The following is a 16826-nucleotide window of genomic DNA, read 5'->3' as shown; positions in this document are numbered from 1 at the left end:
TTGCATCATTTCTTGTTCTCGTTGGATGGCTGGTGTCCGGCGCGGGGCTGCGCCGTCACCAGGTGCGCGGCGCTGCCGCCGGGGTCGCCCCAGAACGACATCTGCGCGTATTTCTCGAACAGGTCCGGCGGGATCACCGCGCGTCGCGGCTTGAACTCCACCTTGGGCCGCACCTTGTGCAGCCCCGGCGCGCCGAGGGGGAGGTCGAACTCGGGTGCGTCGTAGTCGACGTGCTCGTAGTCATGGTCGAAAGCCGGTTCGCCGATGAAGCCGTACACCAGCGGGATCACTTTCTGGGGCGCCTGGGCCAGCAGGTCGTAGTCGACCACCAGCATCGAGGCCGCATGTTCGCCGTGGAAGGCCTCGCGCAGCGAGGACCAGGCGTGGCCCACCAGCTGGTCGTGCTGCGCCAGGCCCTCCAGCCGGCTGTACACCGTGCTGCGCGCCATGTTGGCGCCGAACAGGCGCGTGTATTCGTAGGGGTCGGACCGGTACAGGCGCTCGATGCTGTCCATCACCCAGCCCACGTTGCGCACGCAGGCGATCACCTTCGCATCGGGATACAGGTCCAGCACGGTGCCCATCCGCGCACACCAGGCGCGGTTGGTGTCGAACACCACGGCGTCCTGCGGCGCGTCGGCGTAGTACGCGTCGAACAGGCCTTTCAGCAGCCGCTGGCGCAGCGGCCGGTCGACCACCGCCCCGAACTCGCTGCCCGCGCTCACCTGCGACAGCACGCCGTGGACCAGGCCGCTCACTGGCGTGCTCATGCCGGCGCGAAAGCGCGGGTTCTGGCGCAGGATGCCCGCCAGCAGCGTGGAGCCGGACCGCGGCAGGCCCGAGATGAAGTGGTAGCGCGCCACCGGGTCAGCGGCGCGGGAAGGGAACGTGGGGAAAGGGCGGCGCGGCGTGGGCGCGCGATGGTTGCGCCGGTGTGGCGCCGTGGCAGGACTGCATGTTATTTTCCCGGCGCGGGACGGTGTGCATCCCTCGCGCGTACGACAACTTCGTTCTTCGGCTGGGCAACTCTACAGGCGCAGGCGGTAGCCTGTCACGAAGAAACACACTTTGGGTGCCCGGCGTGTGCGAAGTAGTACGGGCAGGCTACCTTGCGCACCGTAAGCTGGCCTTTGGATGGGGGTGTGGTGGCCTCTGGAATAATCACTCCATGAGCGGCAGCACCTTCGGCACCCTTTTCGCGGTCACCAACTTCGGGGAGTCGCACGGGCCGGCCATCGGCTGCGTCATCGACGGCTGCCCGCCCGGCATGGAACTGTCGGAAGCCGACATCCAGCCGGACCTGGACCGGCGCCGCCCGGGCACCAGCCGCTACGTCACCCAGCGCCAGGAAGAAGACAAGGTCGAGATCCTGTCCGGCGTGTACGAAGGCAAGACCACCGGCACGCCCATCTGCCTGTTGATCCGCAACACGGACCAGCGCAGCAAGGACTATTCGGAAATCGGACGCAAGTTCCGCCCGGGGCACGCCGACTACACCTACTTCGAGAAATACGGCCTGCGCGACCCGCGCGGCGGCGGCCGCTCCTCGGCGCGCCTGACCGCTCCCATGGTGGCTGCCGGCGCCGTCGCCAAGAAGTGGCTGGCCGAAAAGCACGGCACGCGGTTTCGCGGCTGCATGCAGCAAGTGGGCGACATCGTGATTCCCTTCGAGAGCTGGGACCACGTGCCGAACAACCCGTTCTTCGCGCCGGTGGCCGATGTGTCGGCGCTCGAAAGCTACATGGACGCGTTACGCAAGTCCGGCGACTCGTGCGGCGCCCGCGTGCGGGTCTCGGCCAGCGGCATGCCGGTCGGCCTGGGCCAGCCCCTGTTCGACAAGCTCGATGCCGAGATCGCCTACGCGATGATGGGCATCAATGCGGTGAAGGGCGTGGAGATCGGCGCCGGTTTCGCCAGCGTGGTGCAGCACGGCTCGACCCATGGCGATTCACTCACCCCCGCCGGATTCGCGGGCAACAACGCCGGGGGCATGCTGGGCGGCATCAGCAGCGGCCAGGACCTCGAAGTGTCCATCGCCATCAAGCCGACCAGCTCCATCCTCACCCCGCGCGAAACCATCGACATCGACGGCCAGCCGGCCGAGATCGTCACCAAGGGCCGCCACGACCCCTGCGTGGGCATCCGTGCCACGCCGATCGCGGAGGCGATGCTCGCGCTGGTCGTGATGGACCTGGCGCTGCGGCATCGCGCCCAATGCGGCGACGTGACCGCTTCGCTCGCTCCCATCCCCGCCAGCCGTTGAATGGCGCCCGCCGCGCAGGCGCCGGGGGTCCGGCAGCTGGTCCCGTTCGCCGCGCTGTCGGCCACGTACTTCGCGCACATCGGCTTCTTCAATCCGTACCTGCCGTTGTGGCTGAAGGCGCAGGGCTTGCCGATCGCGGTCATCAGCGTGCTGATCTCGGTGCAGTCCTTCACCCGCGTGTTCGCGCCGTACGCCTGGGGCGCGCTCAGCGACCACACCGGCGAGCGCGTGAAGTTGTTGAGGATCAGCGCGACGCTGGCCCTCATCGCATCGGCGGGACTGTGGTTGCCGGGCGGCGGCTGGTGGATCGGCTTCGTCCTGCTGCTGGTCTTCACCTCCACCAGTTCCATGATGTCACTCACCGAAGCGGCGATGGCGCACCTGGTGGCGGGCGACTGGGGGCGCTACGGCAGGATCCGGCTGTGGGGATCGGTCGGCTTCATGCTGACGGTGTTCGCGGCGGGCGCCTGGTTCGAGGCATTCGGCATGGACGCCTTCCCGGGCTGGACCGCCGTCACGCTGGCCGGCGTGCTGCTGTGCACCTGGTGGCTGCCGAACGTGAAGGAGGCCGCGCACACCCATGCCGACGGCCCGCGCGAGCCGATCGGCGCGGCGCTGCGCCGGCCGGTGGTGCGCTGGTTCTTCGCATCGCTGCTGTTCCACGTGATGGCGCACTTCTCCATCTACGGCTTCCTCTCGCTCTACCTGGACAGCCTGGGCTACAGCAAGGCCACCATCGGCGCACTGTGGGCGGTCTCGGTCATTGCGGAGATCGGCTGGTTCTACCTGCAGGGCCGCCTGATCGGACGCTTGCCGATGGAGCGCTGGCTGGTGATCTGCGCGGCCGCGACGGCGCTGCGCCTGGCGCTGACCGGCGGCCTGGGTGAGTCCCTGGTCGCGCTGGTCATCGCGCAGGCCGTGCACGCGCTGACCTTCGCCACCCACCATACGGCCTGCATCTCGATGGTCACCACGCATTTCCCCGGCCGGCTGCGGGCGCGTGGCCAGGCGCTGTTCACCGTCATCGGCTACGGGCTGGGTGGTGTCGTCGGCGTGCTGGCCGGCGGCGCCATCGCATCGCGCTGGGGCTTTCGACCGATGTTCGCAGCGGCCGCGGCGCTGGGCGTGCTGGCGTGGTTCTGCGCAGCCCGGCTGGAACGCTCCGCCCCCGCGTGAACGTCCTGCCGTGCACGAAATCCGCCGTTGCGCGATGATCTCTCCGTGAGCCGCACCCTGCACATCGCCCGCTACCTCTGGGCCGGACCCTACACCGGGCTGGGGCTGCTGCTTGGCACGTCGATGCTGCTGTTGGGCGGCAGCTGGCGCCGGCACCTGGGCGTCATTGAATTCTTCGGCGGCGCCGCCGGCGCTGCCCTGGCCCGCGTGCCGCAGCCGCTGGGCTTCTCGGCCATGACCCTCGGCCACGTCATCCTGGCGGTGGACCGCTCCGCGCTGGCGCAACTGCGCCGCCACGAGCACGTTCACGTGCGCCAGTACGAAAGATGGGGCCCGTTTTTCCTGCCTGCCTACCTGCTGTCCAGCTTCCTGCAACTGTTGCGTGGCCGCAATCCGTACCGGGAAAATCATTTCGAGCGGCAGGCTTTCGCGCTGGCGCCGCGGCGCCGCGCAGATTCCTAGGAGATCGCCATGGATGCCCATCCCACCGACACCGCCCGCCGCATCGACCTGACGCGGCAGTTCGAGGTGCAATACTGGTGCCGCATCTTCGACGTCGACATGGGTGAGCTGCGAGATGCCGTCCATCACGCCGGCCACCAGGTCGAAGCCGTCGAGCGTTACCTGCGACAGAAAAAGGAAGCCGCCAAGCGCTGAGGTGGCGGGGTTGCCGGCGATGGCCGGATTTGAAGGGGAATGATGAAGTACACGCAATTGGGCCGCACGGGCCTGAAGGTTTCCCGTATCTGCCTGGGCACGATGACCTATGGCACGCCGCAATGGCGGCCCTGGGTGCTGGAAGAAGAGGCTTCGCGGCCGCTGGTGCGGCACGCCGTGGAACTCGGGATCAATTTCTTCGACACCGCCGACATGTATTCCGGCGGCCAGTGCGAAGTGCTGGTCGGCAAGTTCGTGCGCGAGTTCTGCAAGCGCGAGGAAGCGGTGGTCGCCACCAAGGTGTACTACCCCGTCGACCTCGGTTTCAAGGGTGGTGCATCGGCCGCGGAAAAGCCCGATCGCCGGCCGAACATGGACGGCCTGTCGCGCAAGCGCATCTTCCATGCGGTGGACCAGAGCCTGCAGCGCCTGGGCCTGGACTACATCGACCTGTACCAGATCCACCGCTTCGACCCCCACACGCCGATGGAGGAGACGATGGAGGCGCTGCACGACGTGGTGAAGGCCGGCAAGGCGCGCTACATCGGCGCCAGCAGCATGTATGCATGGCAGTTCGCCAAGATGCAGCAAGTCGCCAGGGAGCACGGCTGGACGCCCTTCGCGAGCATGCAGAACCACTACAACCTGGCGTACCGCGAAGAAGAGCGCGAGATGAACCCGCTGTGCCGCGACCAGGGCGTCGGGCTGATCCCCTGGAGCCCGCTGGCGCGCGGCTTCCTGGCCGGCAACCGGCAGAAGGGCGACAAGGATGCCGGTGCGACTTCGCGCGCCAAGACCGACGACATCGCGCAGAATTACTACTACCGTGACAGCGACTTTGCGGTGGTCGACGCGCTCAGCGCCCTGGCCGCAAAGCGCGGCGTGAGCAACGCGAGCCTCGCTTACGCGTGGCTGCTGCACAAGGGCGTGACCGCGCCCATCGTCGGCGCCAGCAAGACGGCGCAGCTCGACCAGGCCGCGGCGGCCGTGGAGATCACCCTCACGAACGATGAGGTGCGCGCCCTCGAGGCGCCGTACCAGCCGCATCCCATCCTGGGTCACGTGTAGGCCGCATCCGACGGCGCGGTCCGTTCTTTTCGGCTGCGGCTTTTGCCGCGGGCGCGCGAGCATGGAGGTTTGCCACAGGAGCTTCCATGGACGAGAAACCCACTGCCAAGGACAACGCGCGCAGCGCCGACGCCACAGTCGAGAAGCAACGCGAGATCCAGCGCGAGCAGGACCGCAAGGAACCCGCCGAAAGCGGCGGCGGCGAGAAAAAGGGCGCGGTGCAGACCGGCCTGCGGCCCTATCCGGACAACCTGCCGTCACAGCACCTGGAAAAGCCGGGCCTGGAAGCGGACATGCAACTCAAGCCGCAGTTCGAGGCGCCCGACTACCGGGGCAGCGGCAAGCTCACCGGCATGGTCGCACTGATCACCGGCGGCGACTCCGGCATCGGCCGCGCCGTCGCCGTGCTGTATGCGCGAGAGGGCGCGGACGTGGCGATCGTGTACCTCACCTCGCACGAGGATGCCGAGGAGACCAAGCGCCACGTCGAGAAGGAAGGGCGCCAGTGCCTGCTGATTCCCGGCGACGTCAAGGATTCGAAGTTCTGCCAGCAGGCCGTGGAGAAGACGGTCAAGGAGTTCGGCGGGCTCGACATCCTGGTCAACAACGCCGCCTTCCAGCAGCACGCGCATTCGCTGGAGGACATCACCGACGAGCGCCTGAACGAGACGTTGCACACCAACGTCAACGGCTACTTCTACATGGCTCGGGCCGCCTTGCCGCACCTGAAGAAGGGCTCCTGCATCATCAACACCGGCTCCGTCGTCGCCCTGAAAGGCAGCAAGGAGTTGCTGGACTATTCCGCGACCAAGGGCGCCATCCACGCGTTCACCCTGTCGCTGGCGTCCAGCCTCATCGAAAAGGGCATCCGCGTGAACGCCATCGCCCCCGGGCCGGTCTGGACGCCGCTGAACCCGGCCGACCGCAGCGCCGAGGAGATCGTCGAATTCGGCAAGCAGACCGAGTTCAAGCGGCCTGCGCAGCCGGAAGAGCTGTCGCCTGCCTATGTGTTCCTGGCCTCGCCGGTCTGCAGCAGCTACATCACGGGAATCGTCCTGCCGGTGACAGGGACGATCGGAAGTTGACAGAATGGCGGGGATGAAACCCCTCCACATCGACTTCGTGTCCGACGTCGCGTGCCCCTGGTGCGCGGTCGGACTGGCCTCGCTGGAACGCGCGCTGGAAAAGCTGGAAGGAGAGGTGCCCGTCGACCTGCGCTTCCAGCCTTTCGAGCTGAATCCGCAGATGGGGCCGGAGGGCCAGGACGTCGGCGAGCACCTGACGAACAAATACGGCTCCACCGCCGAACAGCAGGCGCAGTCACGCGCCGCCATCGCAGCGCGCGGCGCCGCGGTGGGGTTCACCTTCCGCAAGGAGGGGCGGGGCCGGGTGTGGAGCACGTTCGATGCGCACCGGCTGCTGCACTGGGCCGGCGAACAGGGTCCGAAGCAGCAGCGGGACCTGAAGATGAAGCTGCTCGAAAGCTATCACGGCGAGGGCCGCAGCCCGGCGGACCATGCGGTGCTGGCGGATGCCGCGGCGTCCGTGGGCCTGGACCGCGCCGAGGCGCAGGCGATCCTCGCGAGCGACCGCTATGCGCGTGAGGTGCGCGAACGCGAGCAGGAATGGCAGCAGATGGGCATCCATGCCGTGCCGTCGGTGGTGATCAACGGCAAGCACCTGATCCAGGGCGGGCAACCGCCGGAAGTGTTCGAGCAGGCGTTGCGGCAGTTGGCGGAGCAGTGAAGCCTGCGGTAGGCAGCTAAACCGGACAACCGGACGCAGAAGGCGCAGAAGTTGCGCAGAAGACGCGGAAGATACCCAAACCCGTGATTGGTGCTTTCTGCGTCTTCTGCGTCATTTTTGCGTCTTCTGCGTCCGGTATTTCAGTCTTCAATGGCCGCCCGCCACCCGCGCCAGCGCCACGCAGTAATCCAGCATCGCCTCCGTCTCCATCGCCTTGTCGAAGACGGCGTCGGCGCCCATCTCCTCGCAATGGCGCCGCACCTGTGGATTGGCAGTGGCGGTCAGCACGATCATCTTGCGCGTGACCGGCCGCTGGCGCAGGGCCTGCAACACGCCGAAGCCGCTGCCGCCGCCGGGGACCAGAACCAGGTCGACGATCGCGATGTCCCACGGGTTCGCCGGGTCGCGCAGCCACGCGACGGCCGATTTTTCATCGCCGGCGGAACCCACCGCCTCGATGTTGGCGAGTTCGGCCAAAGCCTCGACGAGGCTGTCCCGGATCTGGGGCTGGTCCTCCACGATGAAAGCCTTGAGCAACTGACCTCCCGGCGCGGCTGCGGCCGCGTGCCGGAAGATTGTGCACCGAAGGCTGCGCGCGCCGCAGTTGCGACGCGGCCGGTGTTGGACTCAGCCCACCTTCACCTGGATCCGGCGGGGCTTCGCCTCCTCCGCCTTGGGGATGGTCAGCCGCAGCACGCCATCGCGCAACTGCGCGTCGATGCGCGAAGCGTCCAGTTCGCGGCTCAGGGTGAACTGGCGCCGGTACGTGGGGACCTGCGCCTCGCCGTACACGAGCTGCAAGTTCTCCGGGCCGGCCGTGACGGCGGTCGCTTCCAGCACCAGGCTGTCGCCATCCACCCGCACCTGCAGCTGCTCGCGTGCGACGCCGGGCAGGTCGGCCAGCAGCGTGATGGACGATTCGTTCTCGAACACGTCCACCGGCGGCACCACGTGCGGTTGCGGCGCCTGCACGGCTTCCGCGGCGCGGGACGAAGAAGAGGTCTGGACTGCATTGCTCATGGTCGTCTCCTTCAGTTCACTTCGATGCGGCGGGGCAGCGACGACTCGCGCTTGGCCACGCTGATGCGCAGCAGCCCGTCCCGGTAGGTCGCCTCCACGCGGGCGGCATCGGCGTCTTCCGGCAGGCTGACCACGCGGCGGAAGGGGCCGGTGAAGCGCTCGTTGGCGTAGACGCCCGAGCGCTCGGCCGGCGGGGGCAGGTCGCTCCTGCGTTCGCCGGCGATCACCAGCAGGCCGCGGTCCACCGTGATCTCCAGCTTGTCCAGGTCGAGGCCGGGCGCCAGCGCCTGGACCTCGATCGCGGTCGGCGTGGTGCCGACGTTCAGCACCGGAAACCCGCCGCGCGCGCCGGCGCGGATGCTGGAGCCGGTGGCCGGGAAGGCCTGGTCCAACAGGGACTGCATGCGGTTGAGCTCCGCGAACAGGTCCGCGGAGGATCGGAACATGGGACCCATGGTCGTTCTCCTTTCGTCAGGTTGCCCGGTCCCGAATTAGGGGCGCGCGCCCCGGCTTTCAAGAGGCGAACCAGCGGCCCAGGACGGCGGGGGCGGACGTGGCGAGCAGCGCCACGCCGGTCAGCGACAACAGGCCCAGCACGACCTTGCGGAAGCCCTGTTCGCTGATGGCGCTGTACAGGCGCGCGCCCAGCAGGCTGGGCACCAGGATGGCGGGCGCGGCGATGGCGAACAGCGGCAGCATGTCGGCGGTGATGATCCCGGTGCCGACGTAGCTGGCGAAGGTGACGACCTGGATCGACAGGTTGAAGTTCTGGATGACGGCGCGCTGCTTGTCCTTCTCGAAGCCGCGCACGGTGCACCACAGCGTCGGCGCCACGCCGCTGAAGCCGCCAAGGCCGCTCATCACCCCGCCGGCTGCGCCCGCCACGGCATCGCCCGTGCGGCCGCCGCGCACGTGCGGCAAGCGGTTGGCGAAGAACATCAACGGGCAGACGATGACCAGCATCGCCCCGAGCAGGAACTTGAACAGCGGGACGTCCAGCCGCGGCAACAGCCACAGCCCGAGCGGCAGGCCGGCCAGCCCGCCGGCCAGGAAGGGCAGCAGCGTGCGCCAGTCCCAGCCCCGCCGCACCGAGAAGGCCGCGATCAGCTGGCCCGTCAGCGAGCCGAACACGGCCAGCGACGCGGCCAGCCGCGGGTCGAGCAGCCAGGCCCACAGCGCCATGGCGGTGAGGCCGAAGCCGAAGCCCGAAAGCCCTTGCACGAAGCCGGCGAGCGCGGCTCCGGCGGCGACGATGAGGAAGAGTTCCACTAGTTGTCATCCCCGCGGAGGCGGGGACCCAGGGCTCCCGCATTCGGGTGCATGAAAGCCCCCCGCCTACGCGGGGGCAGGCTCTGTGATTCCCGCCTCCGCGGGAATGACGGCAGGCACCTCACTCGTAAGCCGACATCGGCACGCAACTGCAAAACAGGTTGCGGTCCCCGTACACGTTGTCGACGCGGCCCACGGGCGGCCAGTACTTGGCGTGGCGGCGCTCGTCCAGGATGGCCGCGCCCACGTCGCGCGGGTACGCATGCGTCCACTCGCCTTTGAGCAGCGCGCCCGCCGTGTGCGGCGCATGCTTGAGCGGGTTGTCGTCCTGCGGCCATTCACCCCGCTCGACGCGGCGGATCTCCTCGCGGATGGCGATCATCGCGGCGATGAAGCGGTCGATCTCCTCCAGCGTTTCGCTCTCGGTCGGCTCCACCATCAGCGTCCCCGGGACCGGGAAGCTGAGGGTCGGCGCATGAAAGCCGTAGTCGATCAAGCGCTTGGCCACGTCTTCGGCCGTCACGCCACTGGCGTCCTTCAACGGCCGCAGGTCCAGGATGCACTCGTGCGCGACATGGCCGTTCTCGCTGGCATACAGCGTGGGGTAGTGGTCGCGCAGCCGCGCGCTGATGTAGTTGGCGCTGAGGATCGCCACCTCGGTCGCCTGCGTCAGGCCCTCTGCGCCCATCATCCGGCAGTACATCCAGCTGATCGGCAAGACTGCGGCGTTGCCGAGCGGCGCCGCGGACACGGCGCCCACCGCATGCGCGGGCAGTCCGCCGGACTGGTGCCCCGGCAGGAAAGGCACCAGGTCCTCGACGACGCACACCGGCCCCACGCCCGGGCCGCCGCCGCCGTGCGGGATGCAGAAGGTCTTGTGCAGGTTCAGGTGGCTGACGTCGCCGCCGAACTCGCCCGGCGCCGCCACGCCCACCAGCGCATTCATGTTGGCGCCGTCCACGTACACCCGGCCGCCGTGCCGGTGCACCATCTCGCACAGTTCCTTCACCCGCATCTCGAACACCCCATGCGTGCTGGGATACGTGATCATGATGCAGGCCAGGTTGGCGCTGTGCTGCTCGCACTTGGCCTGCAGGTCCGCCATGTCGACGTTGCCGTTGTCGTCGCAGGCCGTCACCACCACCTGCATGCCGGCCATCTGCGCGCTCGCCGGATTGGTGCCGTGGGCGGAAGAGGGGATCAGGCAGACCTTGCGGTGGTGCTCGCCGCGGCTTTCGTGCCAGGCCTTGATGGCCAGCAGGCCGGCGTACTCTCCCTGCGAACCGGCATTGGGTTGCAGGCTGATGCCGGCATAGCCGGTGGCTTCGCACAGCCACGCGCGCAGTTGCTCGTCCAGCTCCGCGTAACCCTGCAACTGGTCGCGCGGCGCGAACGGGTGCACGTGCGCGAACTCGGGCCAGGTGATGGGGATCATCTCGCTGGTGGCGTTCAGCTTCATCGTGCAGCTGCCCAGCGGGATCATGGTGCGGTCCAGCGCGAGGTCCTTGTCGGACAGGCTGCGGATGTAGCGCAGCATGCCGGTCTCGCTGTGGTGCGTGTTGAAGACCGGGTGGGTCAGGTAGTCGCTGGTGCGGCGCAGTTCCGGCGGAATCGCCGGCTCCACGCCTTTCTCGAAGGCCGCGAAGGTCGGCAGCGGCTGCCCCGGCTTGGCGAAGACTTTCCACAGGAGCTCGACGTCCGTGCGCCTGGTGGTTTCGTCCAGCGACATGCTGATGTAGCCGGGCCAGGATTCGCGCAGGTTGCAGCGCAGGGCATGGCCCTTGGCGATCAGCGCACTGGAGGCCTCGCCGGTGTGCAGCGTGACGGTGTCGAAAAACGCCACCTTGTGCGGCTGGTGGCCCAGCTGCGCCAGTCCCTTGGCCAGGATGGCGGTGTAGCTGGCCACCCGCTGGGCGATGCGCTTGAGGCCTTGCGGCCCGTGGTAGACCGCGTACATGCTGGCCACCACGGCCGGCAGCACCTGCGCGGTGCAGATGTTCGACGTGGCCTTCTCGCGGCGGATGTGCTGTTCGCGCGTCTGCAGCGCGAGACGGTACGCGGGGTTGCCGTGCGAATCGACGCTGACGCCGACCAGGCGGCCCGGCATGGAGCGCTTGAAGTCGTCACGGCACGCCAGGTACGCAGCGTGCGGTCCGCCCGCGCCCATCGGCATGCCGAAGCGCTGGGTCGTGCCGACCACGATGTCCGCGTCGAACTCGCCCGGCGGCACCAGCAGGGTCAGCGCCAGCAGGTCGGCGGCGACGATGAAAGTGGCCTGCTTCGCATGGACCTTCTCCACGTCGGCGCGCAGGTCGTCGATGCGCCCGCTGGTGGAAGGGTACTGCGCCAGCACGGCGAAGCAGTCGCCGGCCAGCAGCGTGGCCCATTCGTCCGCCGAATTGGCGAGCTTCACCTCGATGCCCAGCGGTTCGGCGCGGGTCTGGATCACCTCGATGGTCTGCGGATGGCAGTCGCCCGCCACCACGAACACATGGCTCTTGCTGCGCACGCTGCGCTTGGCCAGCGTCATGGCCTCGGCCGCTGCCGTCGCCTCGTCCAGCATCGAGGCGTTGGCGATCGGCATTGCCGTCAGGTCGCACACCATGGTCTGGAAGTTCACCAGCGCTTCCATCCGGCCCTGGCTGATCTCCGCCTGGTAGGGCGTGTACGCGGTGTACCAGGCCGGGTTCTCCAGCACGTTGCGCAGGATGACGCCGGGCGTGAACGTGCCGTAATAGCCCTGGCCGATGAAGCTGCGGAACACCTGGTTGCGCTTGGCGATCGATTTCAGTTCGGCCAGTGCGGCGGCTTCGGTGACCGGAGGCGGCAGGCGCATCGCACGCGCGCGCTTGATCGACTGCGGCACGATGCTCTCGACCAGCGCCCGGCGCGACGCCTCGCCGATCACCGACAGCATGTGGCGCTCGTCGGGTTCCGACACCCCGATGTGGCGGGGAATGAATTCGTTGGGGTTTTCCAGCTCGCCGAGCGGCCGGGCAGATTGCATCAGCATCGGGTCAGGTCGTTTCCTTGACGAACTTGCGGTACGCGGGCTCGTCCATCAGCACGTCGAACTCGGCCATGTCCTTGATCAGGATCTTGAAGAACCAGCCGTTGCCCATCGGGTCCTTGTTGGCCAGCGACGGGTCGCCGCGCAGGTCTTCGTTGACTTCGGTCACCTCGCCTGCCACCGGCATGTAGATGTCGGCTGCGGCCTTGACGGACTCCACCACGCCCGCCATCTCGCCCTTGGCGTAGGTGCGGCCCACCTCGGGCAGGTCCACGAAGACCACGTCGCCCAGGGCGTCCTGCGCGTGCAGCGTGATGCCGACGACGGCGGCTTCGTGGTCCTCCAGCTGGATCCACTCGTGTTCGGGCGTGTACTTGACGGTCATCGGTCTTCTCCTTCGGGGTGCGGTCAGCCGCGGTGATAACGTTGGGGAACGAACGGCATGGGCGCCACTTCCATGGGCACCTTCTTGCCGCGCACGACGGCGTTCAGGCGCGTGCCATGGGCGGCGTGGCCGACCGTGACGTAAGCCATCGCGACAGGCTTGTCGATGGTCGGGCCCAGCAGGCCGCTCGTGACCTCGCCGACCTTGTTGCCGGCTTCGTCCTGCAGTTCGGTGTGTTCGCGCACGGGTACGCGCTCCAGCGCGACCAGCCCGACGCGCTTGCGTTGCAGCGGCTCGGTGCCATCCAGTTGCGCCAGCACCCGGGCGGCGCCGGGGAAATGGCCGGCACGCTCGCCGCCAGTGCGCCGCACCTTCTGCATCGCCCAGTTCAACCCGGCTTCCACCGGCGTGGTGCTGGTATCGATGTCGTTGCCATACAGGCACAGGCCGGCTTCCAGCCGCAGCGAGTTGCGCGCGCCCAGGCCGATGGGCTTGACCTCGGGTTCGGCCAGCAGCGCCCGTGCCAGCGCCTCGGCCTGCGCTTGCGGCACGGAGATCTCGAAGCCGTCCTCGCCGGTGTAGCCGCTGCGGGTGATGAACAGGTCGGCGCCGTTCCAGTCGTACGCCGCGCCGGTCATGAACACGAGCTTCTCGACACCAGGGACGACGCGCTTCAGGGCGTCGACGGCCTGCGGGCCTTGCAGCGCGAGCAGGCCCCGGTCCGGGAGCGGCACGACCTCGCAGCGCGACCCGATGCGTTGCCGGATGTGCGCGATGTCTCCTGCCTTGCAGGCGCCGTTGACGATGACGAAGAGGTGGTCGCCGCGGTTGACGAACATCAGGTCGTCGATGATCGTGCCGTCGTCGGTGAGCAGCAGGCCGTAGCGCTGCTTGCCGGGCGCCAGGCCGACCACGTCGACCGGCATCAGGGATTCGAAGGCCGCGGCGGCGTCCGGGCCGGCCAGCATGAGCTGGCCCATGTGCGAGACGTCGAACAGTCCGGCCGCCGCGCGCGTGTGGTGGTGTTCGGCCATCAGGCCGGCGGGATATTGCACCGGCATCGCGTAGCCGGCGAATGGGACCATGCGCGCACCCAGTTCCAGGTGCAAGGCATGGAGGGGCGTCTTCTGCAGCTCTTCTTGGGACACGCGGACTCCGACAGGGCTTCGGGCCATCGTACAGACGATGGAAGGGCCCGTGCTGTCCGCTTTACCTGAGAGATTCACCCCTTGCGGGGCTTGCTCCTTCGGTGGACGGCTGCGCGACGCAGCCGCCTCTCTCCAGCAAGGTGGCGCCCCGCGATCGGGACGCTTGTCAGTCCTGGGTACCTGAGCGTTGTTGCGCCTTCGGCGGCTTCCGGGGGAAGCTCTCTCCTGACGGAAGAGATTCTAGCCGCGGTTGCCGGGGTCGGCGTTTGCCGAACCCGGCCTGCGGGCGTCAACGTAGCCGTAGGTCGGGTTTGGCGCAGCCAACCCCGACACCCTCTGGCCTCTACTCCTTCGGCGCCCCGGAGTCGCGCACGATGCCTTCGTAGCGCTTGAGCTCGGCCACCGAGAAGCGGCCGAACTCATCCGCCGTGCCGCCCATCACGATGGCGCCCATGCCCACGAGCTTGTCGTGGATCTCCGGCGTCTTGAGGATCTTGTTGATCTCGGTGTTCAGGCGTGCCACCACTTCGGCCGGCGCGTTGGCGGGCAGCAGCAGGCCGTACCACGCGGACGCGAGCATCGGCGTGCCCGCCTCCTTGAAAGTGGGCACGTTCGGCAGAGCCGGCAGGCGCTTGTCGGAAGCGACGGCGAGGGGCCGGAGCAGCCCGCCGCGGATGCTGCCCAGCGAGCCGGTGTCGATCATCATGTCGATGTGGCCGGCGATCAGGTCCTGCGCGGCGGGGCCACTGCCCTTGTAGGGCACGTGCCTGATGTCGATGGCCGCCGCTGTCTTGAACTGCGCGCCGGCAAGGTGCTGCGAGCCGCCGATGCCGGCGGAGCCGTAGGTGAACTTGCCGGGAGACTGCTTCGCGCCCTTGACGATGTCGGCCAGCGAGTTCCAGGGCGACTTGGCCGGCACGACCATCACGTTGGGGATCTCGGCGAGAGAGACCACCGGGGTGAAGTCGGCGATGGGGTCGTAGCCCAGTTTCGCGTACAGGTGCGGCGCCGCGGCGTTGGTGGAGCTCGTGGCCAGCAGGATGGTGTGTCCGTCCGGCTTTTCCTTGACGAAGGCCTGCGTGCCGATCACGCCGCCGGCGCCGCCCTTGTTCTCCACCACCACCGGCACGCCGAGCGCCTGCGACAGCGGCTGGGCGAGCATGCGGCCGATCTGGTCGGTCGCGCCGCCGGCGGGCCAGGGCACCAGGATCTTCACCGGGCGCCCGTCCGACGGCCATGCAGCGAAAGCGATGTTGGAGGCGGCCACGAGGAGCGTGGCGACGAAGAGGCGGCGGGGAAGCGACTGCATTGAATTCATTTGGCGTAGACGAGGTCCCGCAATCCTAACGACAGCTGGGGCACGTACGTGATGACCATCAGGCACGCCAGCACCACCAGCACGAAGGGAATCAGCTGCCCGATGATGCGGTCCAGCGAGATCCGCGCCACCGTGCATGCCGCGAACAGGTTCACCCCGAACGGCGGCGTGATCATGCCCAGCGCCAGGTTCACCACCATGATCAAGCCGAAATGCACCGGGTCGATGCCGAAGTGCACGGCCACCGGCGCGAGGATCGGCGCCAGCACGATGATGGAGGCGCTGGTCTCGATGAACATGCCGATGACGAACAGCGCGGCGTTCACGCCCAGCAGGAACATCGCCGGGCTCTTCAGCACGTCCTGCAGCCACAGGCCGATCGCCTCCGGCACGCCGGCGCGCGTGATCAGGAAGGCGAAGAGGCCGGCGTTGGCGATGATGAACATGATCACCGCCGAGGAGATCACCGACTTGCGCAGGATCATGTACACGTCCCGCACCTTGATCTCGCGGTACACCAGCATGCCGACCACCAGCGCATAGAACACTGCGACGGCGGACGCCTCGGTGGGCGTGAAGACACCGCCGTAGATGCCGCCGAGGATGATCACCGGCATCAGCAGCGCCCAGCCCGCCTGCAGGAAAGCGCGGCCGAAGGGCAGGCGGCCGTCGCCGTCGTTCTTGCCCCAGCCCTTGAACTTGCACCAGACCCAGCAGAACAGCATCAGGGCGCAGCCGATGAGCAGGCCCGGGCCGAAGCCGGCGATGAACAGTTCGCCGATGGAAACTTCGGCGCTCACGCCGTACAGGATCATCGGAATGGACGGCGGGATGATCACGCCCAGCTCCGCGCTGGTGGCCTGCAGTGCAGCCGCGTAGCTGGTGGGATACCCATGCTTGATCAGTGCCGGGATCAGGATCGCGCCGATGGCGAAGGTGGTGGCCACCGAGGAGCCCGACACCGCGGCGAAGATCATGCAGGTCAGCACGCAGGTCATGGGCAGGCCGCCCTGCACGCCGCCGACGATGCTCTTGGCGAATTCGACCAGGCGGCGCGAGATGCCGCCGGTTTCCATCAGGTTGCCGGCCAGGATGAAGAAGGGGATCGCGGCCAGCGGAAACTTGTTCAGCGAGTTGAACATCTCCTTGACCGAGATCAGCATGTGCGCGTTGCTGGCCTGCATGCCGAGGATGGCCGACAGGCCGATGGACACGGCGACCGAGACGCTGAGCGCGAAGCACAGCACCATGGTCGCCAGCATGGCGGTGGTCATTGCGCCGTCTCCAGTTCGTTGCGTTGCGGATCGAGCAGGTTGCCGATGATCCCGAGGATGCAGAAGAGGGCGCCCACCGGCATCGCCAGGTAGCCCCAGAACATGGAGATGGACTCCAGGCCGGCCATGGATTGCACCTTGCCGCGCACCGCGTAGTCCCAGCCCCACCAGAGGATGACCAGCACGAGGGCGAGCGAGGCGATGGCCACCGCCCAGTCCAGCACGCGCCGGCCGATCGGCGGGCACAGGCGGTACACCACGTCCACGCTGACCATCGCGCCCTGGCGGAAGGCCATGGGGATGCCGAGGAACACCATCCAGATCAGCGACAGGCGGATGAGGATCTCGCTCCATTCCGCCGGCTGCTCCAGCACGAAGCGCGTGACGATCTGGAACACGCCCAGCGCGCTGGCCACCACGAGCATGGCGCAGGCGGCGGCCAGTGCCAGCCCGCTGGTGAAGCGCTCGATGCGCAGGAAGGTCTGTTTCATG

General features: G+C 68.0%; 18 protein-coding genes and 2 riboswitches. Of the genes, 7 read left to right on the top strand and 11 right to left on the bottom strand.

Annotated elements, in window-relative coordinates:
• Positions 1-5: 5 nt before the first annotated feature.
• The gene (locus WG902_RS08940) at positions 6-863 is read right to left on the bottom strand and encodes a sulfotransferase family protein (protein ID WP_340059673.1); all 858 of its coding nucleotides are present in this window, start codon (positions 861-863) and stop codon (positions 6-8) included.
• Positions 864-1168: 305 nt separating this feature from the next.
• Here WG902_RS08940 and aroC point away from each other — a divergent pair, with 305 nt between their 5' ends.
• From aroC to WG902_RS08905, 7 genes are all read left to right on the top strand, one after another.
• Complete coding sequence (aroC, locus tag WG902_RS08935) at positions 1169-2263, top strand: chorismate synthase (RefSeq protein ID WP_340059672.1); 1095 nt, start codon at positions 1169-1171, stop codon at positions 2261-2263.
• Positions 2264-3439: an MFS transporter gene (locus WG902_RS08930; RefSeq protein ID WP_340059671.1), complete on the top strand. Its 1176-nt coding sequence runs from the start codon at positions 2264-2266 to the stop codon at positions 3437-3439. It abuts the gene before it with no gap.
• 45 nt (positions 3440-3484) lie between these two features.
• A complete protein-coding gene (locus WG902_RS08925) occupies positions 3485-3901 on the top strand; it encodes a signal peptide prediction (protein ID WP_340059670.1) in 417 nt (138 codons plus the stop codon).
• Positions 3902-3910: 9 nt separating this feature from the next.
• A complete protein-coding gene (locus WG902_RS08920) occupies positions 3911-4096 on the top strand; it encodes a DUF3606 domain-containing protein (protein ID WP_340059669.1) in 186 nt (61 codons plus the stop codon).
• Between the two features lie 42 nt (positions 4097-4138).
• Positions 4139-5164: an aldo/keto reductase gene (locus tag WG902_RS08915; RefSeq protein WP_340060176.1), complete on the top strand. Its 1026-nt coding sequence runs from the start codon at positions 4139-4141 to the stop codon at positions 5162-5164.
• Between the two features lie 86 nt (positions 5165-5250).
• Positions 5251-6249, top strand: coding sequence for an SDR family oxidoreductase (locus WG902_RS08910; protein ID WP_340059668.1), 999 nt, complete (start codon positions 5251-5253; stop codon positions 6247-6249).
• A gap of 13 nt (positions 6250-6262) precedes the next feature.
• Positions 6263-6910: a DsbA family oxidoreductase gene (locus tag WG902_RS08905; RefSeq protein ID WP_340059667.1), complete on the top strand. Its 648-nt coding sequence runs from the start codon at positions 6263-6265 to the stop codon at positions 6908-6910.
• Between the two features lie 147 nt (positions 6911-7057).
• Here the strand turns inward: WG902_RS08905 and WG902_RS08900 are convergent, their stop codons facing one another.
• The 10 genes from WG902_RS08900 to WG902_RS08855 all read right to left on the bottom strand — a co-directional run bounded on the left by WG902_RS08900 (position 7058) and on the right by WG902_RS08855 (position 16825).
• The gene (locus tag WG902_RS08900) at positions 7058-7447 is read right to left on the bottom strand and encodes a response regulator transcription factor (protein ID WP_340059666.1); all 390 of its coding nucleotides are present in this window, start codon (positions 7445-7447) and stop codon (positions 7058-7060) included.
• A gap of 90 nt (positions 7448-7537) precedes the next feature.
• Complete coding sequence (locus WG902_RS08895; protein WP_340059665.1) at positions 7538-7930, bottom strand: Hsp20/alpha crystallin family protein; 393 nt, start codon at positions 7928-7930, stop codon at positions 7538-7540.
• 11 nt (positions 7931-7941) lie between these two features.
• Complete coding sequence (locus WG902_RS08890) at positions 7942-8376, bottom strand: Hsp20/alpha crystallin family protein (RefSeq protein WP_340059663.1); 435 nt, start codon at positions 8374-8376, stop codon at positions 7942-7944.
• A gap of 67 nt (positions 8377-8443) precedes the next feature.
• The gene (locus WG902_RS08885; RefSeq protein WP_340059662.1) at positions 8444-9199 is read right to left on the bottom strand and encodes a sulfite exporter TauE/SafE family protein; all 756 of its coding nucleotides are present in this window, start codon (positions 9197-9199) and stop codon (positions 8444-8446) included.
• A gap of 121 nt (positions 9200-9320) precedes the next feature.
• Positions 9321-12212, bottom strand: a complete 2892-nt coding sequence (gene gcvP, locus WG902_RS08880; RefSeq protein WP_340059661.1) for an aminomethyl-transferring glycine dehydrogenase — start codon at positions 12210-12212, stop codon at positions 9321-9323.
• Between the two features lie 4 nt (positions 12213-12216).
• On the bottom strand, positions 12217-12594 hold the full coding sequence (gene gcvH, locus WG902_RS08875) for a glycine cleavage system protein GcvH (RefSeq protein WP_340059660.1): 378 nt from the start codon (positions 12592-12594) through the stop codon (positions 12217-12219).
• 23 nt (positions 12595-12617) lie between these two features.
• A complete protein-coding gene (gene gcvT / locus WG902_RS08870; RefSeq protein ID WP_340059659.1) occupies positions 12618-13742 on the bottom strand; it encodes a glycine cleavage system aminomethyltransferase GcvT in 1125 nt (374 codons plus the stop codon).
• Between the two features lie 42 nt (positions 13743-13784).
• Positions 13785-13888: riboswitch (glycine riboswitch) on the bottom strand.
• Positions 13889-13899: 11 nt separating this feature from the next.
• A riboswitch (glycine riboswitch) is annotated at positions 13900-13980 on the bottom strand.
• Between the two features lie 105 nt (positions 13981-14085).
• Positions 14086-15051, bottom strand: a complete 966-nt coding sequence (locus WG902_RS08865; RefSeq protein WP_340059658.1) for a Bug family tripartite tricarboxylate transporter substrate binding protein — start codon at positions 15049-15051, stop codon at positions 14086-14088.
• A gap of 5 nt (positions 15052-15056) precedes the next feature.
• Positions 15057-16334, bottom strand: a complete 1278-nt coding sequence (locus tag WG902_RS08860) for a TRAP transporter large permease (protein ID WP_340059657.1) — start codon at positions 16332-16334, stop codon at positions 15057-15059.
• On the bottom strand, positions 16331-16825 hold the full coding sequence (locus tag WG902_RS08855; protein WP_340059656.1) for a TRAP transporter small permease: 495 nt from the start codon (positions 16823-16825) through the stop codon (positions 16331-16333). The genes WG902_RS08860 and WG902_RS08855 overlap by 4 nt, the downstream gene beginning before the upstream one ends.
• Position 16826 lies beyond the last annotated feature (1 nt).

This window comes from Ramlibacter sp. PS3R-8 (assembly GCF_037572435.1).
Lineage (GTDB): Bacteria > Pseudomonadota > Gammaproteobacteria > Burkholderiales > Burkholderiaceae_C > Ramlibacter.
The sequence above is the reverse complement of the archived record's forward strand: the minus strand, read 5'-3'. Positions and strand labels throughout refer to the sequence as shown.

Coding starts and splice junctions, on each gene's coding strand:
- WG902_RS08915 (WP_340060176.1), top strand. CDS start 4,139: ATGAAGTACACGCAATTGGGCCGCACGGGCCTGAAGGTTTCCCGTATC.
- aroC (WP_340059672.1), top strand. CDS start 1,169: ATGAGCGGCAGCACCTTCGGCACCCTTTTCGCGGTCACCAACTTCGGG.
- WG902_RS08905 (WP_340059667.1), top strand. CDS start 6,263: ATGAAACCCCTCCACATCGACTTCGTGTCCGACGTCGCGTGCCCCTGG.
- gcvP (WP_340059661.1), bottom strand. CDS start 12,212: ATGCTGATGCAATCTGCCCGGCCGCTCGGCGAGCTGGAAAACCCCAAC.
- WG902_RS08860 (WP_340059657.1), bottom strand. CDS start 16,334: ATGACCACCGCCATGCTGGCGACCATGGTGCTGTGCTTCGCGCTCAGC.
- WG902_RS08865 (WP_340059658.1), bottom strand. CDS start 15,051: ATGCAGTCGCTTCCCCGCCGCCTCTTCGTCGCCACGCTCCTCGTGGCC.
- WG902_RS08920 (WP_340059669.1), top strand. CDS start 3,911: ATGGATGCCCATCCCACCGACACCGCCCGCCGCATCGACCTGACGCGG.
- WG902_RS08895 (WP_340059665.1), bottom strand. CDS start 7,930: ATGAGCAATGCAGTCCAGACCTCTTCTTCGTCCCGCGCCGCGGAAGCC.
- WG902_RS08930 (WP_340059671.1), top strand. CDS start 2,264: ATGGCGCCCGCCGCGCAGGCGCCGGGGGTCCGGCAGCTGGTCCCGTTC.
- WG902_RS08855 (WP_340059656.1), bottom strand. CDS start 16,825: ATGAAACAGACCTTCCTGCGCATCGAGCGCTTCACCAGCGGGCTGGCA.
- WG902_RS08890 (WP_340059663.1), bottom strand. CDS start 8,376: ATGTTCCGATCCTCCGCGGACCTGTTCGCGGAGCTCAACCGCATGCAG.
- gcvH (WP_340059660.1), bottom strand. CDS start 12,594: ATGACCGTCAAGTACACGCCCGAACACGAGTGGATCCAGCTGGAGGAC.
- WG902_RS08910 (WP_340059668.1), top strand. CDS start 5,251: ATGGACGAGAAACCCACTGCCAAGGACAACGCGCGCAGCGCCGACGCC.